Origin of the sequence: Bradyrhizobium sp. 2S1, assembly GCF_011516625.5 — a bacterium.
Taxonomy (GTDB): Bacteria; Pseudomonadota; Alphaproteobacteria; order Rhizobiales; family Xanthobacteraceae; genus Bradyrhizobium; species Bradyrhizobium septentrionale.
This window is the reverse complement of the sequence record NZ_CP147717.1, coordinates 5,391,309-5,411,280: the sequence shown is the minus strand read 5'-3', so window position 1 is coordinate 5,411,280 and position 19,972 is coordinate 5,391,309. Positions and strand designations below refer to the sequence as shown.

Here is a 19,972-nt window from a genome sequence, read left to right as displayed (position 1 = left end):
GGGTTAACGGATTGGGTAACTTTTGAGGGAGTGGATTGGGGAAGCTCGCGGCACCCTCGATGTCATCACCCGCGCATGCGGGTGATCCAGTATTCCAGAGACTTCCGTGCTTGAGTTGAGAGGCCGCGGCGTACTGGATCGCCCGGTCGAGCCGGGCGATGACTGTTGTGGATGGGGACGCAGCTCCACGTTCTCGCGACATGATTGCCCGAGCTTTGCTCTTCGTTCCGCCCTCTCATCAAACAGAGGGCGCAGGGAAAGCCGGGTGCCGATCGCACCCATGGGTCCGGTGCAACAAAAAGCACCGGAGGTAGGACCACAGGTGTAACCGGAAACAACCCGGCTTTCCCTGCGCGATGGGTTACGGCCTATTTCGTGCTCTCCCCGGCGAGACTGGGCTTTTTTGTCACCGCCTTCAGCAAGAGGCGTAAGCCTCTTGCTGAAGGGGACACCGGCCGCTAGGGCGTCAGGACCACACGACTTCAAGTCCAGCCGCTATTTCGGCCTGTTGAAAATGGCGGAAGCGCCGGAAAATACGGGCGTTTTTCGATTTCTGCTGAAAGAACAAAAGGCCCACCGAAACCCGCCGGGCCCCAATAGGCCCTAGCCCGTCCTATTCGTGAGAGTGCTTTTTTTAGTCCGATTGATGTGGCCGCACATCTGCTCTGACGAGGCGCGCGGGATTGCCTTCGGCTTTTCACCGCCTGACGACCCGTACTTTGCAACGCGCTTGAGGGATGGGTTGGGCGAACGGGGGGCGGACGCCCCGCCGGTCAAGGACCGAGCGGCAGCAGCGCGCCTGGCAAGCCGCGGATCAGGTCGGCTTCGGGACATGCCGCGGCAAACGCAAGGCGAATGCGGCTCGTGGTCTCGACGACACGGGCAGCGAGTTTCAAGAGACGAAGACGCAGCGTCGCGAACTCGGCTGTGGCCAATTCCCGGGCTTTGGGAATCGCGTCGCGCACGGTCAGCATCAGCCAATAAGCGGCGGTGTGGAGAACGAGGCGGACTTGATTGGCGAGCGCCGAACGGCAGCTGGTGCGATCGGAGGCGAGCTGTGTCTTATGCAGCTTGATCAGATTCTCGGCTTGGCCGCGCGCGCAATACAGGCTGTCGTAGATCCACTCGGCCGAGCCGACATCGAGGCTGGTGACGACGAAACGGATGTCGAGGCCGAGCATCGTCGCCTCAATACGGGCGACGGTACGCCGTTCGCGATCCCAGGACTTGGCCTTGTGGCGCGTCTCGGTATAGCCACGCAGAACCGGCAGGTTCTCGATGGCGCGTCGCGTGCGGATGTCGTCGGCGGCCTCGTCGACTTTTCTGGCGAGCGGCTTGGTGCCGGACAGACCGAAGATGTAGTCGATGCCGTTGGTCTCGCACCACGTCATGGCCTCCGGCCGAGCATAGTGCCCGTCGCCACGGAACGTAATTCGCCTGTTGTGCCACCGCGTCCGGATATGCCGTATCAGGCGGCGCAGATGGGCACGCACCTCGACGCCGCCCGGCGTCTTGCCGGGCCGCAGCACGACCGCCACGGGCCGGCTCTTCTCCGTGTCGTAGACGTGGATCGGCAGGAAGCAGCGTTCGTCATAATGAGCGTTGAACAGCGAGAGCTGCTGATGGCCGTGGACGACATCGCAGGTATCATCGATGTCGAGCGTGACGGATGCCGGCTCGCGCGGGTAGCTATCCATCCATGCGTCGACCAAAGTGTAGGTCAGTCGGATCACGTCGCGCAGGCGCGGAGCATTCTCCAGCCGCGACAGCGTCGGTTGGGAACACAGATCGCGACCCGTGTCCGGCAGCCGTCCGCAGGCCAGCTTGAATGCGGGATCGGACCGCAGATGATCGAGGTCGTCGGCGTCCTCGTAGCCGCAGCAGATCGCGAACATGCGCGCGCGGAACATATCGACAAGGCTGTGCACGACCCGCGTCGGATCGCGCCGATCCGGGAACACCCGGGCCAAATTGTCGGCCAAGCCGAGACGCCGCTCGGCCATCGCCAGAAGCATCACGCCCCCGTTCGAGGTCAGCCGACCGCCATCGAAGGCAGCTGTGACTTTCTTGGCGTGAACGGCTGGAAACGAGAAGGGCAGAATCGTATCATCGGTCATGGCGGGCTGGCGTTCGCGGTTGAGGTGATGGGGTTGGCTTTGCAACCGAATCCTACGCCGCATCAGCGCTTTACACCACGCTCGCCAGCCTCTCAGGCGCACTCTGACGAATAAGACGGGCTAGAGCACCCAAAGTGGCGCATGTGAGCATGACGAGACCGATCTTGCTTCGAGCATTCATGCGGGCCTCCCTCGATGTCGCCGCCGCCACGAGCAGCAGCCGACAGGACTGTCCGCCCGGGCCCAAAACGTGTCCAATGCATATATTCTCTGAAAGTTCATGCCGTAATGGTATAAGCGGGCATGAACCTTCGACAGGCCCTCACGTTCCTGACCGTGGCCGAGCTCGGCACCGTCTCGAAAGCTGCGTTGCGGTTGCGGGTCGCTCAGCCGGCCCTGTCCAGGCAAATCATCGGACTTGAGCAGGAGCTCGGCCTTCGGCTGTTCGATCGGGTCGGGCGCCGCCTTTTGCTGACCGGTGAAGGCGAGCAGTTGATTGCAGGCTGCCGACTGCTGCTCAACAGCGCCAGCTCACTGAAAGAGCAGGCTCAGTTGCTCCGCCAGGGAGACACGGGAGTTCTAAAGATAGCCGGGTCGCCACAACACATCGAGAGTGTCCTATCGCAATTTCTGCACCGATATGCGAAGCGCTATCCCCGCGTTGAAGTAAGGATCAGGGAGGGGACGGGCAACGAAATATTGACGATGCTCGAACGCGGTGAAATTCATCTCGGCCAAAACCTGCTGCACGCAGTCAAGTTGAGCGAACAGCACTACGGCAGCCTTCCGCTTGGATCTGTAGAGCTGCTGGCTGCCTGCCATCCCTCGATGCCGCTTGGCCCTCAAACGACGATCGAGGTAGCCGACCTTGGCGAGTTTCCGCTGCTGCTGATGGACAGCGGATTCGGATTTCGGCGTGCTTTCGACGCGGCAGCCCGCATGGCGGGACTGAAGCCTGCGATCGCATTCGAGAGCCGGAACCCGCACACCTTGCTGGCACTCGCCGAGGCAGGGCACGGCATAGCGATCGTTCCTTCCCAGCTGCAGTGCCAGCGCTACGAATTGAGGATTGTCGGTCTCACGCACAGGCGCCGGGTGTTGCAGGAGCCCCTGACCATCTCTTGGGACAAGCGGCGCCCCTTGCCTCGTTTCGCGACCGACTATTGTGCAATGCTCGCAGAGCATATGCGCGAGACGTTTCCGATCACGCGCCCGACGGAGCCGGCCTCAGCCAACACGAAAGGGAAGCATCGGCTCCCCGCACAGCGCGCGGCCCGCAAGACGAGAAGGCTACGTGATTGAAAGCTGTGACTTTATCGCGGAGAACTCCAACACATAGTCGGCTTTCACCCTTCACCCACTCGGCCGGCTAATCCGCCCCTGAGCCACGGCGCCTACGTCCCTGCATCGTGGACGTTCAAATCGACGCCCTGCGGATCCTTGATCGTCGACACCGTGATCAGCGAGATCAGTGCCAGCACCCCGATATAGACGCCGACGCGCCAGGATTGGCCGTAGATGCCGATGATCCATTGCGCGATCATCGGCGCGAAGGCGCCGCCGAAGATGGCGCCGAGCGCGTAGCCGATCGAAACGCCGGAGTAGCGCACCTTGGCCGGAAACAGCTCGGCATAGAGCGCCGCCTGCGGACCATAGGACAGACCGAGCGCGATGGTGAGGCCGACCGCGCTGACGAAGAACAGCAGCAAATTCTTGCTGTCGATCAAGAACCACATCGGCACCGCCCACAGCACCATCAGGGTGTAGCCGATCTGGAAGCAGCGCACGCGGCCAATTCTGTCGCCGAGGATGCCGCCGACCAGCGTGAAGATGAACCAGCTCACCGCGGCCAGCGTGCCGATCAGCAGCAGCTGCTCGGACGGCATCTTCAGCGTGTTGGTGCCGTAGCTTATCAGAAACGCGATCAGGATGTAGCCGGCCGCATTGTTAGCCATGAAGATCAATGCGGTGCGCAGGATCTCCTTGCTGTGATTGCGCATCAGCTCCTTGAGCGGCGCCGAGGATTCCTTGTGCCGGCGCTGCATCGCCTTGAACACCGGGGATTCCTCGACAGTGCGGCGGATCACGATGCCGACAAGGATCAGGAGGATCGACAGCAGGAACGGAATCCGCCAGCCCCATTCGATCATCGCCTGCTTGCCGAGCGTCGCGGTCAGCACCCAGAGCACGCCGGTCGCCAGGATCATGCCGAGCGGCGTGCCGATCTGCGGGAACGAGCCGAAGAAGCTGCGCCGGTCGACGGGCGCGGATTCCACCGACATCAGCGCCGCGCCGCCCCACTCGCCGCCGGCCGAGAAGCCTTGCAGGATGCGGAGAAGAATTAGGAGCGCCGGCGCCCAGGCACCGATCTGCGCGTAGGTCGGCAGCAGGCCGACCAGCGCGGTCGCCGCCCCCATCAACAGCAGCGTGACCACGAGCATGTTCTTGCGCCCGAAGCGATCGCCGAGATGGCCGCAGACGATGGCCCCCAACGGGCGGAACAGGAATGACAGGCCGAGCGTCGCAAACGACACGATCTGCGCCAGCAGCGGATTGTTCGCGTTCATCGGCGCGAAGAACAGCGCGCCGAACACCAGGCCCGCCGCTTGGGCGTAGACGAAGAAGTCGTACCACTCGATGGTGGTGCCGACGAGCGTTGCGGTGAGGACCTTGCGCTCCTCATCCGACAGTTCAGCGCCGCGCGAGCGCGCGGACAGTTCGATGGACATGTGGCCTCCCCTGTATCCGTTTTGTCTGTGAGGGGGCGCTTCAACTGCCGCCACGGCACACCCCCGCACGATGCTGGTCGCCGCGATAGCAGAACTTCGCGCATGGCGCGAGTAAAATAGTTGCACATGCAACGGTATGACGTATGCCACCGGTCCCGGACCTAGGAGCTTGTCTGGATAGTCGCTGTTCAAATCTGGTCGGGTCTGATTCAACATTGGGCGATGAGCAAGTATTTTCGGCCTTGGAACATCGATCAGACGCTGCTTCTGCCGCCGAATGTGCAGGACTTCGTGCCGAAAGGCCATGTCTCGCGGTTTATGGTTGATCTGGTGCGGGAGAGCCTCGATCTCAGGGAGATCATGGGCAGCTATGTGAGCGGGCTTGGGCAGCCGCCGTTTGATCCGCGGATGATGGTGGCGCTGCTGCTGCATAGCTATGCGAGTGGGCTGTATTCGTCGCGTCGGATTGCCAAGGCCTGCCGGGAGCGGAACGATTTTGTGATGATCGTGGCGCTGGATGCGCCGGATTTTCGGACGATCAGCGACTTTCGCAAGCGACATTTGAAGGCGCTCGGCGCGCTATTCGTGCAGGTTCTGAAGTTGTGCGAGACGGCCGGGCTGGTCAAGCTCGGTCATGTCGCGCTGGATGGTACGAAGATCAAGGCGAACGCGTCGAAACACAAGGCGATGAGTTATGAGCGCATGAAGAAGCGCGAGGCGGAATTGAAGGCCGAGGTCGCTCGCATGCTGGCGGCCGCCGAGGCGGCGGATGCCTCGGAGGATGAGACTTTCGGCAACAGCGACGAACTGCCGGACTGGACCGTCGACAAGCAGAAACGGCTGGCGAAGATCCAGCAAGCGATGGCGGCGCTGGAAGCGGACGCCAAACTGGCGGCGGAGGAAGAGCGCCGCATCGAGGCCGAAAAGGAACAGCAGCGCCAGGCCGAAGGCCGCAAGAAGCCGGGCAAACCGGCGGCGCTGCCATCGGAGGAACCCAATCCCAAGGCGCAACGCAACTTCACCGATCCGGAAAGCCGCATCATGAAGTCGAAGGATGGCTTCGTTCAGGCCTATAATGCCCAGGCGGCCGTCGATGCACATGCCCAGATCATTGTCGCGCAAGAACTGACCCAGCACGGCAGCGATCAGGGCCAGTTGGTGCCCCTGATCGAGGCCATCGAGAGCAATCTTGGCCGCAAGCCGCGGCAGGCCTCAGCGGATTCCGGCTACTGCAGCGAAGCCAATCTCGAAGCGCTCGACACACGCAGCATCGATGGCTATGTCGCGCCCGGACGCGCCAAGCACCCGACAGTAGCGAACGGAAAAGTCGGCGGCCCACTGACACAGGCCATGCGAAAGAAGATCGACGATGGCGGCTTCGAAACACCCTACCGATTGCGAAAGCAAGTGGTGGAGCCGGTGTTCGGGCAGATCAAACAGGCAAGAGGCTTCCGCCAGTTCCTGTTGCGGGGCATCGAGAAAGTGCGCGCCGAGTGGACAATGATCTGCACCGTCCATAACCTCCTCAAGCTGTTCAACCTCGCAAACGCAGCCTGAGCCTGCTACTCTACAACAAATGCCCGTCACGAAAACATATCTGGACGGGCTCCTAGCGCTGCACGACGTGCTGGTTGGTTTCAGTGGATGCCTGCTGCATGCCGCGCGCGCCCATTTCGGCGACTTCCATCTTCAGAAGCGCACCGGGACGCACGCGCTGCAGGCCGTTGACGACGATGCGGTCGCCGGATTTCAGGCCGGCGGTCACGATCCGCAGGCCGTCGACCGCACCGCCGAGCGTGACCGGGCGATAGACCGCGCGGCTGTCGTCGCCGACCAGCATGACGAACTTCTTGTCCTGGTCGGTGCCGACGGCGCGCTCGTCGATCAGCACCATCGTCTGCTCTTTCGGCTGGCCCATGCGCACGCGGGCGAACTGCCCGGGGATCAACCGGCCGTCATCGTTCCTGAACACGGCGCGGACGCGGATGGTGCCGCTCTGCCCGTTGACCTGGTTGTCGATCAGCTGGATGTGCCCCTTGGCGCTGAGGCCGCCTGAGGTCACCATGTCGACCGGGATCTGATCGAGATTGCCGCGCTTGCCAGAGGCGTCCGCGATCGAGTTCAGCGCGCGCAACACGACTTCCTCATCGGCATCGAAGCTCGCATAGATCGGATTGACCGAGACCAGCGAGGTCAGCACCGGCGACGAGGTGCCCGCCGCGACCAGGTTGCCGACCGTGATCTCGATCCTGCCGACCCGGCCGTCGACCGGTGCGCGGACCTCGGTGTAATCGAGATTGAGTTTTGCGGTCTGCAGCGCGGCTTCAGCCGCCTTGACGTTGGCGATCGCCTCGCGGTTGGTGTTGTCGCGCTGGTCGAAATCGCGCTTGGTAACGATGTTGTTGCCGACCAGCTGGGCGCCGCGCTCGACTTCGCTCGCGGTGAACACGGCACGGGCCCTGGCGGCCTCGAGCTGTGCCTGGGCGCGGTCGACCTCGGCGGCGTAGGGCGCGGGGTCGATCTTGAACAGGATGTCGCCAGACTTCACCAGCGCGCCTTCGGTGAAGTTGGTCGCCAGGATCGCGCCCGCCACCCGCGGCCGGAGCTGGACGCGGTCGACGGCCTCGAGCCGGCCCGAGAAGTCATCGAACAGCGTGGTCGGGCGCGGCTGGATCACAGCCACGGTCACCGGCACTGCCGGTTCGGGGGCGGCCGCTGTGGCGGTCGCCTGGGCGGCATGAAAATAGTGGCCGGTCGCGATCGAACCGGCGACAGCGAGGGCGCCGAGGATCACAATACCGCCGACGACGCGTCGGAGGCGGCCGGAACGGGGATTTTGGGTTGACGAGGGCATTCGCGCGCTCCAGATATCTGTAGTGTTCACTACAGATGTGGAGCTGGACGCCGGTCCGCAAGATACTTATGTATCGAGCACTATGATTTTCTTAGCGCATTCGTGGGGAAATGAGAAGCCGCGGAAAAACATCACGTGCAACAAGAGGATAAGCCAGGGACAATCCGTCACAGAAACGGGCACCCAGCTTACGGAGTAACGAAAATGGGTATGGGACGCCCGCGCGCTTTCGACGCGGATGCCGCTTTGGACCAGGCGATGGACGTGTTCTGGCGCCATGGTTACGAGGGCGCGACGATTGCGCAGCTCACCGAGGCGATGAACATCAATCCGCCGAGCCTCTATGCCGCCTTCGGCAGCAAGGAAGGCCTGCTGAAGGCCGCGCTCGACCGCTACACCGAGCGCCGTGACGCCTGGATGGAAACGGTTTTGGGCGCCGCCACCGCCCGCGAGGTGGCGGAACGATTTCTGATGGAGCACGCGGACGCCCAGACCGATCCCGCCAACCCGCCCGGCTGTCTGCTGGTCCAGGGCGGACTTGCCTGCGGCACCGGCTCGGAAAATGTTCCATTCGAACTGGCGGCGCGCCGCACCCACACCGAAGACCAGTTGCGCGAACGCTTTGTCCGCGCCAAGGCCGAACGCGACCTGGACGAAAGCGCCGATCCGGCCATGCTCGCCCGCTATCTCTCCGCGGTCATATCAGGCATGTGCGTGATGGCCTCCTCGGGCGCCGACCGCAACGCGCTGCGCGAGATCGCAGCGGTGTCGCTGAAAGCGTTCGACGAGCAGGCGAAAGGGTAAAGCGGTTCACGTCAAGCGCATGCGAGCTCCAACGGGGTTGGGAGTGACCGGCGATGAATCATTGGACCGGCTGGCTGCCAGGTCTCAACACGGTCCGTCGATATGAAGCGGCGTGGCTTCCACACGACATTTTCGCCGGGCTTGTGCTCGCGACCATGCTGGTCCCGGTCGGCATCGCCTATGCGGAAGCGTCGGGCCTGCCTGGCATCTACGGACTTTACGCGACGATCATCCCGCTCCTCGTCTACGCGTTGTTCGGGCCGAGCCGCATCCTCGTCCTCGGACCGGACTCGGCGCTTGCGGCCGTCATCCTTGGCGTTGTCGTTCCGCTGTCGGGCGGCGATCCCCTGCGCGCGGTAACCCTGGCCGCCATGATGGCCGTCGTCTCCGGAACGATATGCATCGTGGCGGGCATCGCGCGGTTGGGGTTCTTGACCGAGCTTCTCTCCAAGCCGATCCGCTACGGCTACATGAATGGGATTGCCCTGACCGTGCTGATCAGCCAGCTGCCAAAGCTGTTCGGCTTCTCCATCGAAAGCGATGGACCTCTGCGCAGCCTCTGGGCGATCGGCGGAGCGATCCTTGACGGAAAGACAAATTGGGTCGCCCTCGGGATCGGCCTTGCCACGTTGGCGGTGATCCTGCTGCTCGCACGGAACAAGCGGTTGCCGAGCATTCTGATTGCCGTTGTTACGGCGACGGTCGTCACCGGCGTGCTCGATCTCGGAGCGCGCTTTAACGTGACAGTTTTGGGTTCGCTTCCCCAAGGCCTGCCGGGATTCGCCATTCCCCGGATCGGCTATGGCGATATCGTGCAGGTGCTGATCGGCGGTTGCGCCGTCGCGCTGGTGTCATTCGCCGACACCAGCGTGCTTTCGCGGGCCTATGCGGGACGATTGGGCGATCGCGTTGATCCCAACCAGGAGATGGTGGGGCTCGGCGCGGCCAATCTGGCGGCCGGCTTCTTTCAGGGCTTTCCGATCAGCAGCAGCGGATCGCGCACGCCCGTTGCGGAAGCCGCCGGAGCGCGCACCCAACTCACCAGCGTCATCGGCGCGCTTGCCATCGGCCTTCTGCTGCTGATGGCGCCGAACCTGCTCCAGCACTTGCCCAACGCCGCATTGGCCGCCGTGGTCATCGCCGCCGCGCTCGGCCTGTTTGAGTTCAGCGATCTCAGGCGAATCTACGCCATCCAGCAGTGGGAGTTCTGGCTATCGGTGGTCTGCTTTGTTGGCGTGGCCGTGCTGGGAGTGATTCCGGGAATAGGCCTCGCCATCGTGATCGCGATCATCGAGTTCTTGTGGGATGGCTGGCGGCCCCATTCCGCCGTGCTGGGTCGCGCCTCCGGCGTGAAGGGTTATCACGACATTACGCGATATCCGGACGCGCGCCAAATCCCCGGGCTGGTCCTGTTCCGGTGGGATGCGCCGCTGTTCTTTGCCAATGCCGAGTTCTTCAAGGAACGTGCGCTGGATGCCGTGGCGAAATCTCCGACGCCGGTGCGCTGGCTAGTCGTTGCGGCCGAGCCGGTCACCAGCGTGGACGTTACCGCCGGCGACATTCTCGCCGAACTGGACGAGGCGCTGCAGGCGCGCGAGATCGAGCTGTGCTTTGCCGAGCTCAAGGATCCCGTCAAGGACAAGCTGAAGAAATTCGGCTTGTTGGCGCAGCTTGGCGAGAACAACTTCTTCCCGACCATCGGCGTCGCCGTTTCGCGCTACCTCGAGATCAATGACGACGTGACTTGGGAGGACTGGGAAGACCGGGCTATATCCTAGGTTCAATCCAGGTCGTCACGGGCATCACCACATCGTCTGGCGTGCGCGCTCCGGCCATTCCCGATCGTATTTTTCGCCGCCGACCGTGTGCTCGCTCATTTCGGCGAGGATCTGCCCCGGCGTCGGCAAGGCCTTCGGATCGACCTGCTTGTCCGGGTTCCAGAGGTCGGAGCGCACGATCGCGCGGGCGCACTGGAAGTAGATCTCGTCCACATTCATCACGATCACCGTGCGCGGCGCCTTGCCTTCCATCTTGAAGGAGGCGAGCAGCTCCGGCTCGGCCGAGACATGGGCGCGGCCGTTGACGCGCAGCGTGCTGCCCGAGCCCGGGATCAGGAACAATAGCCCGACGCGGGGATCGCGAACGATGTTGCGCAGCGAATCGCAGCGATTGTTGCCGCGGCGATCCGGCATCATCAGCGTCTTCGCATCATGGATGCGCACGAAGCCCGGCAGGTCGCCGCGCGGCGAGCAGTCGAGCCCCTCGGGGCCCGAGGTCGCAAGCGACACGAACGGCGATTTCTCGATGAGCACACGATAGAGCGGCGTCACGTGATCGGCGACCTTCACGGTCGACGCGTCGTTCGGGAAGCCGTAGATCGCCTCAAGCTGCTCGATCGTAGAGATCACCGACATTCGTGCTGTTCTCCTCTTTCGTTAGTCGTCCCAGCGTTCGCCCTTGATGATGCGGACAAGCTGTCGCGCGTGATATTCGGCCGTGCCGGAATTGATGATGGTGAAATCAGGCATAGCCGTGCTCTCGTCGACGGTGCGCCCCAGCCGCTGCGCGAGCCCGCCGTCGCTGGCACGCCCCCGCGCCGCCAGTCGCGCAGCCAGCACGTCCGGCGGCGCCGTGACCGACACCACAATGGCATTGGCATAGTTGCGACGGGCGGCTGCGATCACCGTGCGCGAGACGTTCGCGATCACGGTGCGCCCGGCCCTGATATCGTCGTCGATCGTCCGCGACAGCGCGTAGCGATGGCCGTGCGCATCCCAGTGCATGGCGTAGTCGCCGGCGGCAGCCGCGCGCTGGAAGGTGTCCGCGCTGACCTCCTCATTGTCTTCCGACACTGAGGCCTGGCGGGTGATCAGCCGGCGCGCGAAGGCAATGTTGCGATCATCCGCGCAGGCCGCCTTCGCCAGGCCAAGCAGCGTATCCTTGCCGGCGCCGCTCGGGCCGACCACCAGGATCAACCGGCCGGGACCGATCGTGGTGGCGTGTTGCGCGGCGACGGCAGGGAGTTCGTTCATGCGACCCTGGCTCCTTCGCGCCAGACGCTGCGCACCACCGGCAGGTCGCGGGCGACATGCACGCGGATCAGATCGGCCCGCCTGCCGACCGCGATCTCGCCGCGATCGGTGAGCCCGACCGCCTCGGCCGGCGTCTTGGTCACGGTGCGGACGGCCGAGGCGAGATCGATCGCCGGCACATGAAGCGGCAGCTGCAGCGCCGCCATCAGCAGGCTGGACGGGATGTAGTCCGACGACAGGATGTCGAGCATGCCCTCATTGGCGAGATCGACAGCGGCGATATTGCCGGAGTGCGAGCCGCCGCGCACCACGTTCGGCGCGCCCATCAGGATGTCGACACCGGCGGCGTGCAGCCCGCGCGCGGCTTCCATCGTGGTGGGGAATTCCGCGACCGCGACCTTGTCGTTCACGGCGTCGACCACGTTTTCGTCGGTGGTGTCGTCATGGCTCGCCAAGGGAATCTTGTACGCATGCGCCAGCGCGACGATCGCGCGGGTGTTGGCGACGGCATATTCCTTCTGATAGGCGAAGCGCCGCGCAAACAGCACGTCGAGTTGGGCGTCGGTCATGCCGCCGCCCTTACCGCGATAGTAGTCGCGCAGCTTTACCTCGTCGCGGAACTGGCGCTGCCCCGGCGTGTGGTCCATCAGCGACATCAGCCGCACGTCCGGCCGGTCGATCAGCTCCTTGGCCTCGGCGACGACATCCGGCATCGGGACTTCGCAGCGCAGATGCAGGAAGTGACCGGCACGCAGCAGATTTTCCTCGCGCGCGGCCGAAATCGCCGCCGCCAGCACGCCGGCGCGGCCGTCGACATCCTCGGCGCCGTCCTCGCGCCAGACCCGCAGCGAATCCAGCACCGTGGTGATGCCCGAGGTCGCGAGCTGCCCGTCATAGGAGATCACGGCTGCGATCGGATTCCAGAACACTTTTGGCCGCGGCACGTAGTGCATTTCGAGGTGGTCGGTGTGCAGCTCGATCAGCCCGGGCATCAGGAGGTCGCCGCCGGCGTCCTCGGCTGCCTCGGGCGCCCTGCCCTCGCCGTATTCCGCGATCCTGCCGTCCGCTATCGCGACCCAGCCCTGCTCGATCACGCGGTCGGCGAGGACCAGCCGGGCGTTGCCGATGATGGTGTCTTGCTTGGCGGTCATTTCAAACGGTCCTTCAGGCAGCAGCGCCAAACGAGGTCACGTCGACGATGCGATCGGCAATCAGATGACGGATTTCGTCGTCATGGACAATCGCGACCATCGCGACGCCCCTGGTCTTTTTCTCCGCAATCAGCTCGACCACCACTGCGCGATTCGCCGCATCGAGCGAAGCGGTCGGCTCGTCGAGCAACAGGATCGGCAGGTCCGAGATGAAGCCGCGCGCGATATTGACGCGCTGCTGCTCGCCGCCAGAGAACGTCGAGGGCGGCAAGGTCCAGAGACGCTCCGGGATATTCAGCCGGCGCAGCAGGCGGCCGGCACGCGCGCGGGCCTCCTCGCGCGCCACGCCGTTGACGATCAGCGGCTCGGCGACGACGTCGATCGTCGCCACCCGCGGCACCGCGCGCAGGAACTGGCTGACATAACCAATCGTCGAGCGGCGGATGCTCAGCACCTGGCGGGGCTCGGCGGTGGCGAGGTCGATCACCTTGCCGTGGTGACGAATGCCGATCCGGCCGCTGTCGCAGCGATAATTGCCGAAGATCATCTTCAGGATCGAGGATTTGCCCGCGCCCGACGGGCCCGACAGCACCACGCATTCGCCCGGCTCGACGTTGAACGAGACGCCGCGCACCACGGGCAGCTCGACGCCGCCCTGCAGATGCATGGTGAAGGTCTTCTCGGCGTTGGTGAGTTCGATCATCGCGGTCATTGGCAAGCTCATGGCGGAAGGATCGAGGAGACGAGCAGCTGCGTGTAGGGCTCGCGGGGATCGTCGAGCACCTGGTCGGTGAGGCCGGTCTCGATGACGCGGCCGCCCTTCATCACCATCACGCGATGCGACAATAGCCGCGCCACCGCGAGATCATGGGTCACGACGATCGCGGCAAGGCCAAGCTCGCTGACGAGGTTGCGCATCAGGTCGAGCAGGCGCGCCTGCACCGAGACGTCGAGGCCGCCAGTCGGCTCATCCATGAACACCAACCGCGGCTCGGTGACCAGGTTGCGCGCTATCTGCAGCCGCTGCCGCATGCCGCCCGAATAGGTCTTTGGCGCATCGTCGATGCGGCCGACATCGATCTCGACTCGCTCCAGCCAGGTCGATGCGGTGTCGCGGATCCGGCCGTAGTGATTCCAGCCGACCGCCATCAGCCGCTCGCCGACATTGGCACCGGCCGAAACGCCCATCCGCAATCCCTGCGCCGGGTCCTGATGCACAAAGCCCCAGTCGGTGCGGAACAGGAAGCGCCGCTCGGCCTCGCCGAGTTCGGCGAGATCGCGCAGCACACCGTCGCGCATCCGGTAGGAGACCTGCCCCGCGCTGGGTGCGAGCTGCGCCGACAGCAGTTGCAGCAACGTCGACTTGCCAGAGCCGGACTCGCCGACGATCGCCAGCACCTCACCCGGATAAAGCGCGAACGAGACGTCGCGGCAGGCCGGAAGCCGGCCATAATTCTTGCCGAGCCCCTCGGCCACCAGCAACGGCTGGTCGGTGTCGAGTCTTGCGAGCTCAGACATGCGCCTTCTCCTTGTGCGGCGCAGCGCTCTCGGTGCCGTGATGGCCGGCGGCCTGGCGCTGCTCGCAGAAATCGGTGTCGGAGCAGACGAACATCCGCCCGCCTCTGTCGTCGGTGACGATCTCGTCGAGATAGGAGGAGTCGGCGCCGCACAGCGCGCAGGGCGCGTTGAAGCGGTAGCGCGTGAACGGATGATCCTCGAAATCCAGCGAGACCACGGTGGTGTAGGGCGGGATCGCGTAGATCCGCTTCTCGCGGCCGGCGCCGAACAGCTGCAGCGCCGCGCAATTGTCCATCTTCGGATTGTCGAATTTCGGCGTCGGCGACGGGTCCATCACGTAGCGCGCGTTCACCTTCACCGGATAGGCGTAGGCGGTCGCGATGTGGCCGAAGCGCGCGATGTCCTCGTAGAGCTTGACATGCATCAGTCCGTATTCGGCAAGCGCGTGCATCCGCCGCGTCTCGGTCTCGCGCGGCTCGAGGAAGCGCAGCGGCTCGGGGATCGGCACCTGATAGACCAGCACCTGCCCGGCGTGCAACGACGCTTCGGGAATGCGGTGCCGGGTCTGGATCACGGTCGCGCCCGTCGTCGATGTCGTGGTCGCGACACCCGCGGTCTTGCCGAAGAATTTGCGGATCGAGATCGCGTTGGTGGTGTCGTCCGAGCCCTGGTCGATCACCTTCAGCACGTCATCGGGACCGAGGATCGCCGCCGTCACCTGCACGCCGCCGGTGCCCCAGCCATAGGGCATCGGCATCTCGCGGCTGGCAAACGGGACCTGATAGCCCGGGATCGCGATCGCCTTCAGGATCGCGCGGCGGATCATCCGCTTGGTCTGCTCGTCGAGATAGGCGAAGTTGTATGTCGGCGCGTTCATTCGGCGGCCTCCTGCAGTTCGACGGCCTGGTTGGCCTCGGCGAACTCCTGCCGCAGCTTGCGCAACAGGCCGAGCTCGGACTGGAAGTCGACGTAATGCGGCAGCTTGAGATGCTCGACGAAGCCGGTCGACTGGACGTTGTCGGAGTGCGACATAACGAACTCCTCGTCCTGCGCCGGCGCGGCCGCTTCCTCGCCGAGCTCGCGCGCGCGCAGCGCGCGGTCGACCAGCGCCATCGACATGGTCTTGCGCTCGCTCTGCCCGAAGGCGAGGCCATAGCCGCGGGTGAAGCACGGCGCTTCGGTGGTCGAGCCCTTGAACTGGTTGACCATCTGGCACTCGGTCAGCTCGATCGAACCCAGCGGCACGGCGAAGCCGACATCTTCGGCTGAGAATTCGACCTCGACCTCGCCGAAGCGGATCTCGCCGGCGAAGGGATGGTTGCGACCGTAGCCGCGCTGCGTCGAGTAGCCGAGCGCCAGCAGAAAGCCCTCGTCGCCCCGCGCCAGGTTCTGCAGCCGCAGATCGCGATCGGCCGGAAAGCTCAATGGCTCACGCGTGAGGTCGCCGACCGGCGCGTCGGCCTCGGCCTGCGGCGAAGATTCGATCAGGCCGTCACGGCCGAGAATGTCGGTGACCCGCGGCGTTGCCGCCTGCGACGCGTCCGCCGTCGCCGGTTGCTCCGGCACAAAGCCTTCCGCGAGCTGCGGATCGAGCAGGCGGTGGGTGTAGTCGAAGGTCGGGCCGAGGATCTGGCCACCCGGAACGTCCTTGAAGGTCGAGGAGATGCGCCGCCGCACTTGCATCTCGCCGGTGTTGACCGGTTCGGTGGCACCGAAGCGCGGCAGCGTGGCGCGGAACGCGCGGACCAGGAAGATCGCCTCGATCATGTCGCCGCGCGCCTGCTTGATCGCCAGCGCCGCGAGCTCGCGGTCATAGAGCGAGCCTTCCGTCATCACCCGATCGACGCCGAGCGCGAGCTGTTCGGAGATCTGCGCTAGCGTCACCTCGGGCACATCGCGATCGCCGCGCCGCTCATGCGCGAGCAGGCGATGGGCGTTCTCGATGGCGCGCTCGCCTCCCTTGACCGCTACATACATCGCTCACACTCCGCTTGCGATCAGCCGCGTGGTGCGCGGGATCGCGACAATGGCATCGTCATGGACCAGCACGACATCGATGCCGCGCGGGAACAGGACCTCGTTGATCGACAGCCGCTCGAACAGATCGCGCGGCTTGATCATCGCCTGCAACAGCGCGCTGCCGTCGATGCCGGGCCCCTTCAGCTCGAAGGCCGGGCCCTGCGTCAGGCTGTCGACCTGCAGGATCAGCGTGGTGGAACGATCCGGATATTCGCTGCTGCCGAACGCGAAGCGATCGAGCGCCGGCAGGTTCGCGGCATCACCGATCAGCGCGAAGCTTGCGATCGAGGAGTCCCCGACCACCGGCGCGCTGGCGTGAAACTTCAGCCAGCGGGCGACATCCGGCGTCGCCGACATCGCGGCGTCGAGCCAGATCGGCGTGTCGTGATCGAACAGCGTCAGCGCGATCGCAGCCGCGCCGCGCATCATGCCGGCGGGCGTGCCTGCGCTCGCCGCAACGCGCTGCACGCTGCCCGGACGCGCCATCGCCTCCATCACGGAACGGAAGGTTGATTGCGCCGACAGCACCTTGTCGGCAAAGCCTGCGGGCATTTCGGCAATCGTCGTCATTGCATCACCCCTCACCGCGCACCATCGTGTAGAAATCGACCCGCGTCGCCGCGGTCTCGGCGGCCTTGCGGGCGCGTTCGGCGTTCATGACCGCACGCAGCGGCGCGATCACCTTTGCCTCCACCTCACCGGACAACTCCGCCGACTGCACCATGGCGTCGCACAGCGCGATCATCTGCGCCTTCTGTGCATCGCGGCCGAGCGTGTAGCCGAAGCCGACCTCGCCGGTCGCAAGCCGCACCGCCGCGCGCGACACCGTCGCCTCGCCGAGATTGAACGGCGCGCCGTCGCCGCCGATCCGCCCGCGCAGCATCACAAGGCCGTTCTCCGGCTCGCGCAGGTTCTCATGCGCCGGCACCGCGATCGCCGCGAGCCGGCCTGCGATGTCGGCAGCGGCGGCATGCGCCAGCACCGACATCGCGGCCTTGCGCTGGGCCTGTTTGCTGTTTGGTCCGGTCGAACTCATGGGCAACCTTGCTTGCATTAAGTTGTCTATGATACTAGATAACTTGATAGCCGAGCGCCATGACTGTTTCGTGACAAACCGACGATTTCTGGTATCACCGCGCCATGAGCATGCAGGAAAGTTCCGGCGTCGCCTTGTGGCGGCAGGTCGCCGACGGCATTGAGCGCGGCATCGCTGACGGCCGCTTTGCCGCGGGCGAAAAGCTGCCCGGCGAGATGGAGATCGCCGAGACTTACCGGGTCAACCGCCACACCGTGCGGCGGGCGCTCGCCGCATTGGCCGAGCGCGGCCTGGTGCGCGCCGAGCGCGGCAGCGGCACCTATGTCGAGGCCCAGCGCCTCGCCTATCCCCTGCGCTCACGCACAAGATTTTCGGAGATCGTCGGCGCCGGCGGCCACGAACCGCGCGGCCAGCTGATCGAGGCCGGCGAGGATATCGCCAACCGCGAGATCGCGCGTGAGCTCGGCCTGAAGATCGGTGCGCGGCTGATCCGGATCGAAGCGGTGCGCCTCGCCGACCGGACGCCGATCTGCGTCTCCACCACATGGCTGTCGGCCGAGCGGTTTCCCGATGCCGGCAGCGTGTTCGCCAACGTGCACTCGATGACGAAGCTGCTCGGGCATTACGGCGTCAGGGATTACCACCGCGCCTCGACCCGGATCACCGCGGCAATCGCCGATGCCACTGATGCCGCGCGACTCGATCTGCCGCTGGGACGGCCGGTGCTGGTGGTCGACGCAACCGACGTCGACATGCTGGACCAGCCGCTGGTGACCAAACGCTCGCGCTTTGCCGCCGAGCGCGTGGAGTTTCTGGTCGAGAACGGTTGAATGTGCCGCCACACTGGCGGTGCACCTCTCCCCTTGTGGGAGAGGTCGGATCGCATCGCCAGATGCGATCCGGGTGAGGGGTATCTCTCCGCGAACACATCGGCTTCTGATTTCGCTGAGAGATACCCCTCATCCGGCGCCGTAGCCGATGCCAAGGCATCGGCGTCCTTCTAGAAGACGGCGGCCAAAGGCCGCCTACGCCACCTTCTCCCACAAGGGGAGAAGGATGATTGAGCGCGCGGCGAGCTAGGCCACCGCCCTTTGACCAATAATCGCAAAGCGTAGCTTGCTCGAGATGAAGTCGATCGCCGCGACTGCGATCAGGATCATCAGGATCAGGAACGACACCTTCTGCCATTCCAGCACGCGGATCTGCTCGGCGAGTTGTAGGCCGATGCCGCCGGCGCCGACGATGCCGATGATGGTGGCCGAACGCGTGTTCGACTCGATGAAATAGAGCACTTGGCCGGCGATCACGGGCAGCACCTGCGGCAACAGGCCGAAGCGGATTTCATGCAAGCTATTGCCGCCGGAGGCGCGGATACCCTCGACCTGCTTGCGGTCAGCCGCCTCGATCGCCTCGGAGAACAGCTTTCCGAACGCACCGAAGTCGGAGACCATGATCGCGAGCACGCCGGCAAACGGGCCGAGTCCGACGACATTGATCCAGACCAGCGCCCAGATCAGCGTGTCGACGCCGCGGATCGAATCCAGGAAGCGGCGCACCGGAAAGCGGATCAGGTTCGAGGGGATGATGTTGCGCGCCGCCAGCAGGCTGACCGGCAGCGCCAGCAATGCCGCAAGCGTGGTGCCGAGCAGCGCGATCGACAGCGTCTCGCCAAGCGCCTGCATGTAGAGCGGGAATGACGCGCCGGGATTCGGCGGGATCATCAACATGGTGATCCAGCCGAGCTGGCTGAGGCCCGCGATCAGCCTGGACGGCGAGAAGTCGAGATCGACCAGGCCGTACACAAAGACCGCAAGCGCCGCCACGATCATGGCCGGCAACGCCAGCCGCGCCGCGGCGGGCCGGTCGAGATGTCGATGATGAAGACGGTGATGATGATGGTGACCAGGATGGCGCTGACGTCGGAATAGTAGAACTTGCGGATCGCGACCACGAGCTCCTGGCCGATGCCGCCGGCACCGACAAAGCCCATCACCGAGGCTTCGCGGACGTTGATCTCGAAGCGCAGCAGCGCGTAGCTGGCATAGCCCGCCGACACCTGGGGCAGGACGGCAAAGCGCATGCAGGACAGCCAGCTCGCGCAGGTGGAGCGGATGCCCTCGACCGGCTTCATGTCGGCGTTCTCGACGATCTCGGCGAACAGTTTTCCCAGCGCGCCGGTCGAGTGGATCGCAATCGCCAGCACGCCGGCCATCGGTCCGAGGCCGAACGCGATCACGAAGATCAGCGCGAACACGATGCCGGGCACCGTGCGGGCGAATTCAAGCAGCCGGCGTACCGTGAAGCGCAGCCACGGCGCCGGCGAGGTGTTCTGGGCCGCGAAGAAATTCAGAGCGAAGGCAAACACCGCGCCGGTCAGCGTGCCGACATAGCTGATCAGCACGGTCTCTCCGAGCATCCTCAGCCATTTCTTCCAGCCCCAGAACCATTCGGGAAAATCGGTCCACACCCGTGCGCCCGATTCGAGCGTCAGGATGCGGTCGAAATAGCTGACGAAGTTGCCGAAATAGGTGAACAGCGTGCGCAGGTTCACTTCCGCGCCGACCGCGGCGATCACCAGGGCCGCGCAGAATACTGCCGCCGCCAGCGCGGCCTTCAGCCGCTTGCGCGAGACCGACCTGCGGTAGGCCTCTTCCAGCATTGCCAGTTGCTGCGCCGGAAGAATGGATACGGCGGTCGCCATCGACGCGTGCC

At 64.7% G+C, this 19,972-nt stretch carries 19 protein-coding genes; 5 read left to right on the top strand and 14 right to left on the bottom strand.

What is annotated here, in order from left to right:
- Positions 1 to 773: 773 nt before the first annotated feature.
- Positions 774 to 2,117, bottom strand: a complete 1,344-nt coding sequence (locus HAP54_RS25595; protein WP_166296915.1) for an IS1380-like element ISBdi2 family transposase — start codon at positions 2,115 to 2,117, stop codon at positions 774 to 776.
- 303 nt (positions 2,118 to 2,420) lie between these two features.
- On the opposite strand from HAP54_RS25595, the gene HAP54_RS25590 reads away from it, so the two are divergent.
- Complete coding sequence (locus HAP54_RS25590; RefSeq protein ID WP_166304817.1) at positions 2,421 to 3,419, top strand: LysR family transcriptional regulator; 999 nt, start codon at positions 2,421 to 2,423, stop codon at positions 3,417 to 3,419.
- A gap of 92 nt (positions 3,420 to 3,511) precedes the next feature.
- Here the strand turns inward: HAP54_RS25590 and HAP54_RS25585 are convergent, their stop codons facing one another.
- The gene (locus tag HAP54_RS25585) at positions 3,512 to 4,846 is read right to left on the bottom strand and encodes an MFS transporter (RefSeq protein WP_166304814.1); all 1,335 of its coding nucleotides are present in this window, start codon (positions 4,844 to 4,846) and stop codon (positions 3,512 to 3,514) included.
- A gap of 222 nt (positions 4,847 to 5,068) precedes the next feature.
- Between HAP54_RS25585 and HAP54_RS25580 the strand changes: the two genes are divergently transcribed.
- A complete protein-coding gene (locus tag HAP54_RS25580; protein WP_166202952.1) occupies positions 5,069 to 6,403 on the top strand; it encodes an IS1182 family transposase in 1,335 nt (444 codons plus the stop codon).
- A gap of 52 nt (positions 6,404 to 6,455) precedes the next feature.
- Here HAP54_RS25580 and HAP54_RS25575 read toward each other — a convergent pair whose 3' ends face one another.
- On the bottom strand, positions 6,456 to 7,700 hold the full coding sequence (locus tag HAP54_RS25575; protein ID WP_166304811.1) for an efflux RND transporter periplasmic adaptor subunit: 1,245 nt from the start codon (positions 7,698 to 7,700) through the stop codon (positions 6,456 to 6,458).
- Between the two features lie 204 nt (positions 7,701 to 7,904).
- On the opposite strand from HAP54_RS25575, the gene HAP54_RS25570 reads away from it, so the two are divergent.
- Both HAP54_RS25570 and HAP54_RS25565 read left to right on the top strand, forming a co-directional pair.
- The gene (locus HAP54_RS25570; protein WP_166308372.1) at positions 7,905 to 8,504 is read left to right on the top strand and encodes a TetR/AcrR family transcriptional regulator; all 600 of its coding nucleotides are present in this window, start codon (positions 7,905 to 7,907) and stop codon (positions 8,502 to 8,504) included.
- A gap of 53 nt (positions 8,505 to 8,557) precedes the next feature.
- Positions 8,558 to 10,282, top strand: a complete 1,725-nt coding sequence (locus tag HAP54_RS25565) for a SulP family inorganic anion transporter (RefSeq protein WP_166304808.1) — start codon at positions 8,558 to 8,560, stop codon at positions 10,280 to 10,282.
- Between the two features lie 24 nt (positions 10,283 to 10,306).
- On the opposite strand, the gene HAP54_RS25560 is transcribed toward HAP54_RS25565, so the two are convergent.
- From HAP54_RS25560 to phnG, 9 genes are read right to left on the bottom strand one after another with little or no spacing between them, the layout of a single operon-like run.
- Positions 10,307 to 10,918, bottom strand: coding sequence for a pyridoxamine 5'-phosphate oxidase family protein (locus HAP54_RS25560; RefSeq protein WP_166304805.1), 612 nt, complete (start codon positions 10,916 to 10,918; stop codon positions 10,307 to 10,309).
- A gap of 21 nt (positions 10,919 to 10,939) precedes the next feature.
- Positions 10,940 to 11,536: a phosphonate metabolism protein/1,5-bisphosphokinase (PRPP-forming) PhnN gene (phnN, locus tag HAP54_RS25555; RefSeq protein ID WP_166304802.1), complete on the bottom strand. Its 597-nt coding sequence runs from the start codon at positions 11,534 to 11,536 to the stop codon at positions 10,940 to 10,942.
- Positions 11,533 to 12,687, bottom strand: a complete 1,155-nt coding sequence (locus HAP54_RS25550) for an alpha-D-ribose 1-methylphosphonate 5-triphosphate diphosphatase (protein ID WP_166304799.1) — start codon at positions 12,685 to 12,687, stop codon at positions 11,533 to 11,535. The genes phnN and HAP54_RS25550 overlap by 4 nt, the downstream gene beginning before the upstream one ends.
- A 13-nt stretch (positions 12,688 to 12,700) precedes the next feature.
- A complete protein-coding gene (phnL, locus tag HAP54_RS25545) occupies positions 12,701 to 13,399 on the bottom strand; it encodes a phosphonate C-P lyase system protein PhnL (protein WP_166304796.1) in 699 nt (232 codons plus the stop codon).
- 8 nt (positions 13,400 to 13,407) lie between these two features.
- Positions 13,408 to 14,205 (bottom strand): phosphonate C-P lyase system protein PhnK, encoded by a 798-nt coding sequence (phnK, locus tag HAP54_RS25540; RefSeq protein WP_166304793.1) that lies wholly within the window; start codon positions 14,203 to 14,205, stop codon positions 13,408 to 13,410.
- On the bottom strand, positions 14,198 to 15,082 hold the full coding sequence (locus HAP54_RS25535) for an alpha-D-ribose 1-methylphosphonate 5-phosphate C-P-lyase PhnJ (protein ID WP_166304790.1): 885 nt from the start codon (positions 15,080 to 15,082) through the stop codon (positions 14,198 to 14,200). Before HAP54_RS25535 ends, phnK begins: the two co-directional genes overlap by 8 nt.
- The gene (locus HAP54_RS25530; protein ID WP_166304787.1) at positions 15,079 to 16,182 is read right to left on the bottom strand and encodes a carbon-phosphorus lyase complex subunit PhnI; all 1,104 of its coding nucleotides are present in this window, start codon (positions 16,180 to 16,182) and stop codon (positions 15,079 to 15,081) included. The genes HAP54_RS25535 and HAP54_RS25530 overlap by 4 nt, the downstream gene beginning before the upstream one ends.
- Positions 16,183 to 16,185: 3 nt before the next feature.
- A complete protein-coding gene (gene phnH, locus HAP54_RS25525; protein WP_166304744.1) occupies positions 16,186 to 16,794 on the bottom strand; it encodes a phosphonate C-P lyase system protein PhnH in 609 nt (202 codons plus the stop codon).
- A 4-nt stretch (positions 16,795 to 16,798) separates the two neighbouring features.
- Positions 16,799 to 17,260 carry a phosphonate C-P lyase system protein PhnG gene (gene phnG / locus HAP54_RS25520; protein ID WP_166304741.1) on the bottom strand — a complete coding sequence of 154 codons (462 nt, stop codon included), beginning with the start codon at positions 17,258 to 17,260 and terminating at the stop codon, positions 16,799 to 16,801.
- Positions 17,261 to 17,364: 104 nt separating this feature from the next.
- Between phnG and phnF the strand changes: the two genes are divergently transcribed.
- Positions 17,365 to 18,090: a phosphonate metabolism transcriptional regulator PhnF gene (phnF, locus tag HAP54_RS25515; RefSeq protein ID WP_166304739.1), complete on the top strand. Its 726-nt coding sequence runs from the start codon at positions 17,365 to 17,367 to the stop codon at positions 18,088 to 18,090.
- Between the two features lie 246 nt (positions 18,091 to 18,336).
- On the opposite strand, the gene phnE (HAP54_RS25510) is transcribed toward phnF, so the two are convergent.
- Together phnE (HAP54_RS25510) and phnE (HAP54_RS25505) are read right to left on the bottom strand one after the other, a co-directional pair.
- Positions 18,337 to 19,089 carry a phosphonate ABC transporter, permease protein PhnE gene (gene phnE, locus HAP54_RS25510; RefSeq protein ID WP_166304737.1) on the bottom strand — a complete coding sequence of 251 codons (753 nt, stop codon included), beginning with the start codon at positions 19,087 to 19,089 and terminating at the stop codon, positions 18,337 to 18,339.
- Positions 19,086 to 19,961 (bottom strand): phosphonate ABC transporter, permease protein PhnE, encoded by an 876-nt coding sequence (gene phnE / locus HAP54_RS25505; protein WP_166304735.1) that lies wholly within the window; start codon positions 19,959 to 19,961, stop codon positions 19,086 to 19,088. The genes phnE (HAP54_RS25510) and phnE (HAP54_RS25505) overlap by 4 nt, the downstream gene beginning before the upstream one ends.
- Positions 19,962 to 19,972 lie beyond the last annotated feature (11 nt).

Bases quoted from the DNA above. Each gene is read 5' to 3' on its own strand.
- HAP54_RS25595 (WP_166296915.1), bottom strand. From the start codon at position 2,117: ATGACCGATGATACGATTCTGCCCTTCTCGTTTCCAGCCGTTCACGCC.
- HAP54_RS25590 (WP_166304817.1), top strand. From the start codon at position 2,421: ATGAACCTTCGACAGGCCCTCACGTTCCTGACCGTGGCCGAGCTCGGC.
- HAP54_RS25585 (WP_166304814.1), bottom strand. From the start codon at position 4,846: ATGTCCATCGAACTGTCCGCGCGCTCGCGCGGCGCTGAACTGTCGGAT.
- HAP54_RS25580 (WP_166202952.1), top strand. From the start codon at position 5,069: ATGAGCAAGTATTTTCGGCCTTGGAACATCGATCAGACGCTGCTTCTG.
- HAP54_RS25575 (WP_166304811.1), bottom strand. From the start codon at position 7,700: ATGCCCTCGTCAACCCAAAATCCCCGTTCCGGCCGCCTCCGACGCGTC.
- HAP54_RS25570 (WP_166308372.1), top strand. From the start codon at position 7,905: ATGGGTATGGGACGCCCGCGCGCTTTCGACGCGGATGCCGCTTTGGAC.
- HAP54_RS25565 (WP_166304808.1), top strand. From the start codon at position 8,558: ATGAATCATTGGACCGGCTGGCTGCCAGGTCTCAACACGGTCCGTCGA.
- HAP54_RS25560 (WP_166304805.1), bottom strand. From the start codon at position 10,918: ATGTCGGTGATCTCTACGATCGAGCAGCTTGAGGCGATCTACGGCTTC.
- phnN (WP_166304802.1), bottom strand. From the start codon at position 11,536: ATGAACGAACTCCCTGCCGTCGCCGCGCAACACGCCACCACGATCGGT.
- HAP54_RS25550 (WP_166304799.1), bottom strand. From the start codon at position 12,687: ATGACCGCCAAGCAAGACACCATCATCGGCAACGCCCGGCTGGTCCTC.
- phnL (WP_166304796.1), bottom strand. From the start codon at position 13,399: ATGACCGCGATGATCGAACTCACCAACGCCGAGAAGACCTTCACCATG.
- phnK (WP_166304793.1), bottom strand. From the start codon at position 14,205: ATGTCTGAGCTCGCAAGACTCGACACCGACCAGCCGTTGCTGGTGGCC.
- HAP54_RS25535 (WP_166304790.1), bottom strand. From the start codon at position 15,082: ATGAACGCGCCGACATACAACTTCGCCTATCTCGACGAGCAGACCAAG.
- HAP54_RS25530 (WP_166304787.1), bottom strand. From the start codon at position 16,182: ATGTATGTAGCGGTCAAGGGAGGCGAGCGCGCCATCGAGAACGCCCAT.
- phnH (WP_166304744.1), bottom strand. From the start codon at position 16,794: ATGACGACGATTGCCGAAATGCCCGCAGGCTTTGCCGACAAGGTGCTG.
- phnG (WP_166304741.1), bottom strand. From the start codon at position 17,260: ATGAGTTCGACCGGACCAAACAGCAAACAGGCCCAGCGCAAGGCCGCG.
- phnF (WP_166304739.1), top strand. From the start codon at position 17,365: ATGAGCATGCAGGAAAGTTCCGGCGTCGCCTTGTGGCGGCAGGTCGCC.
- phnE (WP_166304737.1), bottom strand. From the start codon at position 19,089: ATGATCGTGGCGGCGCTTGCGGTCTTTGTGTACGGCCTGGTCGATCTC.
- phnE (WP_166304735.1), bottom strand. From the start codon at position 19,961: ATGGCGACCGCCGTATCCATTCTTCCGGCGCAGCAACTGGCAATGCTG.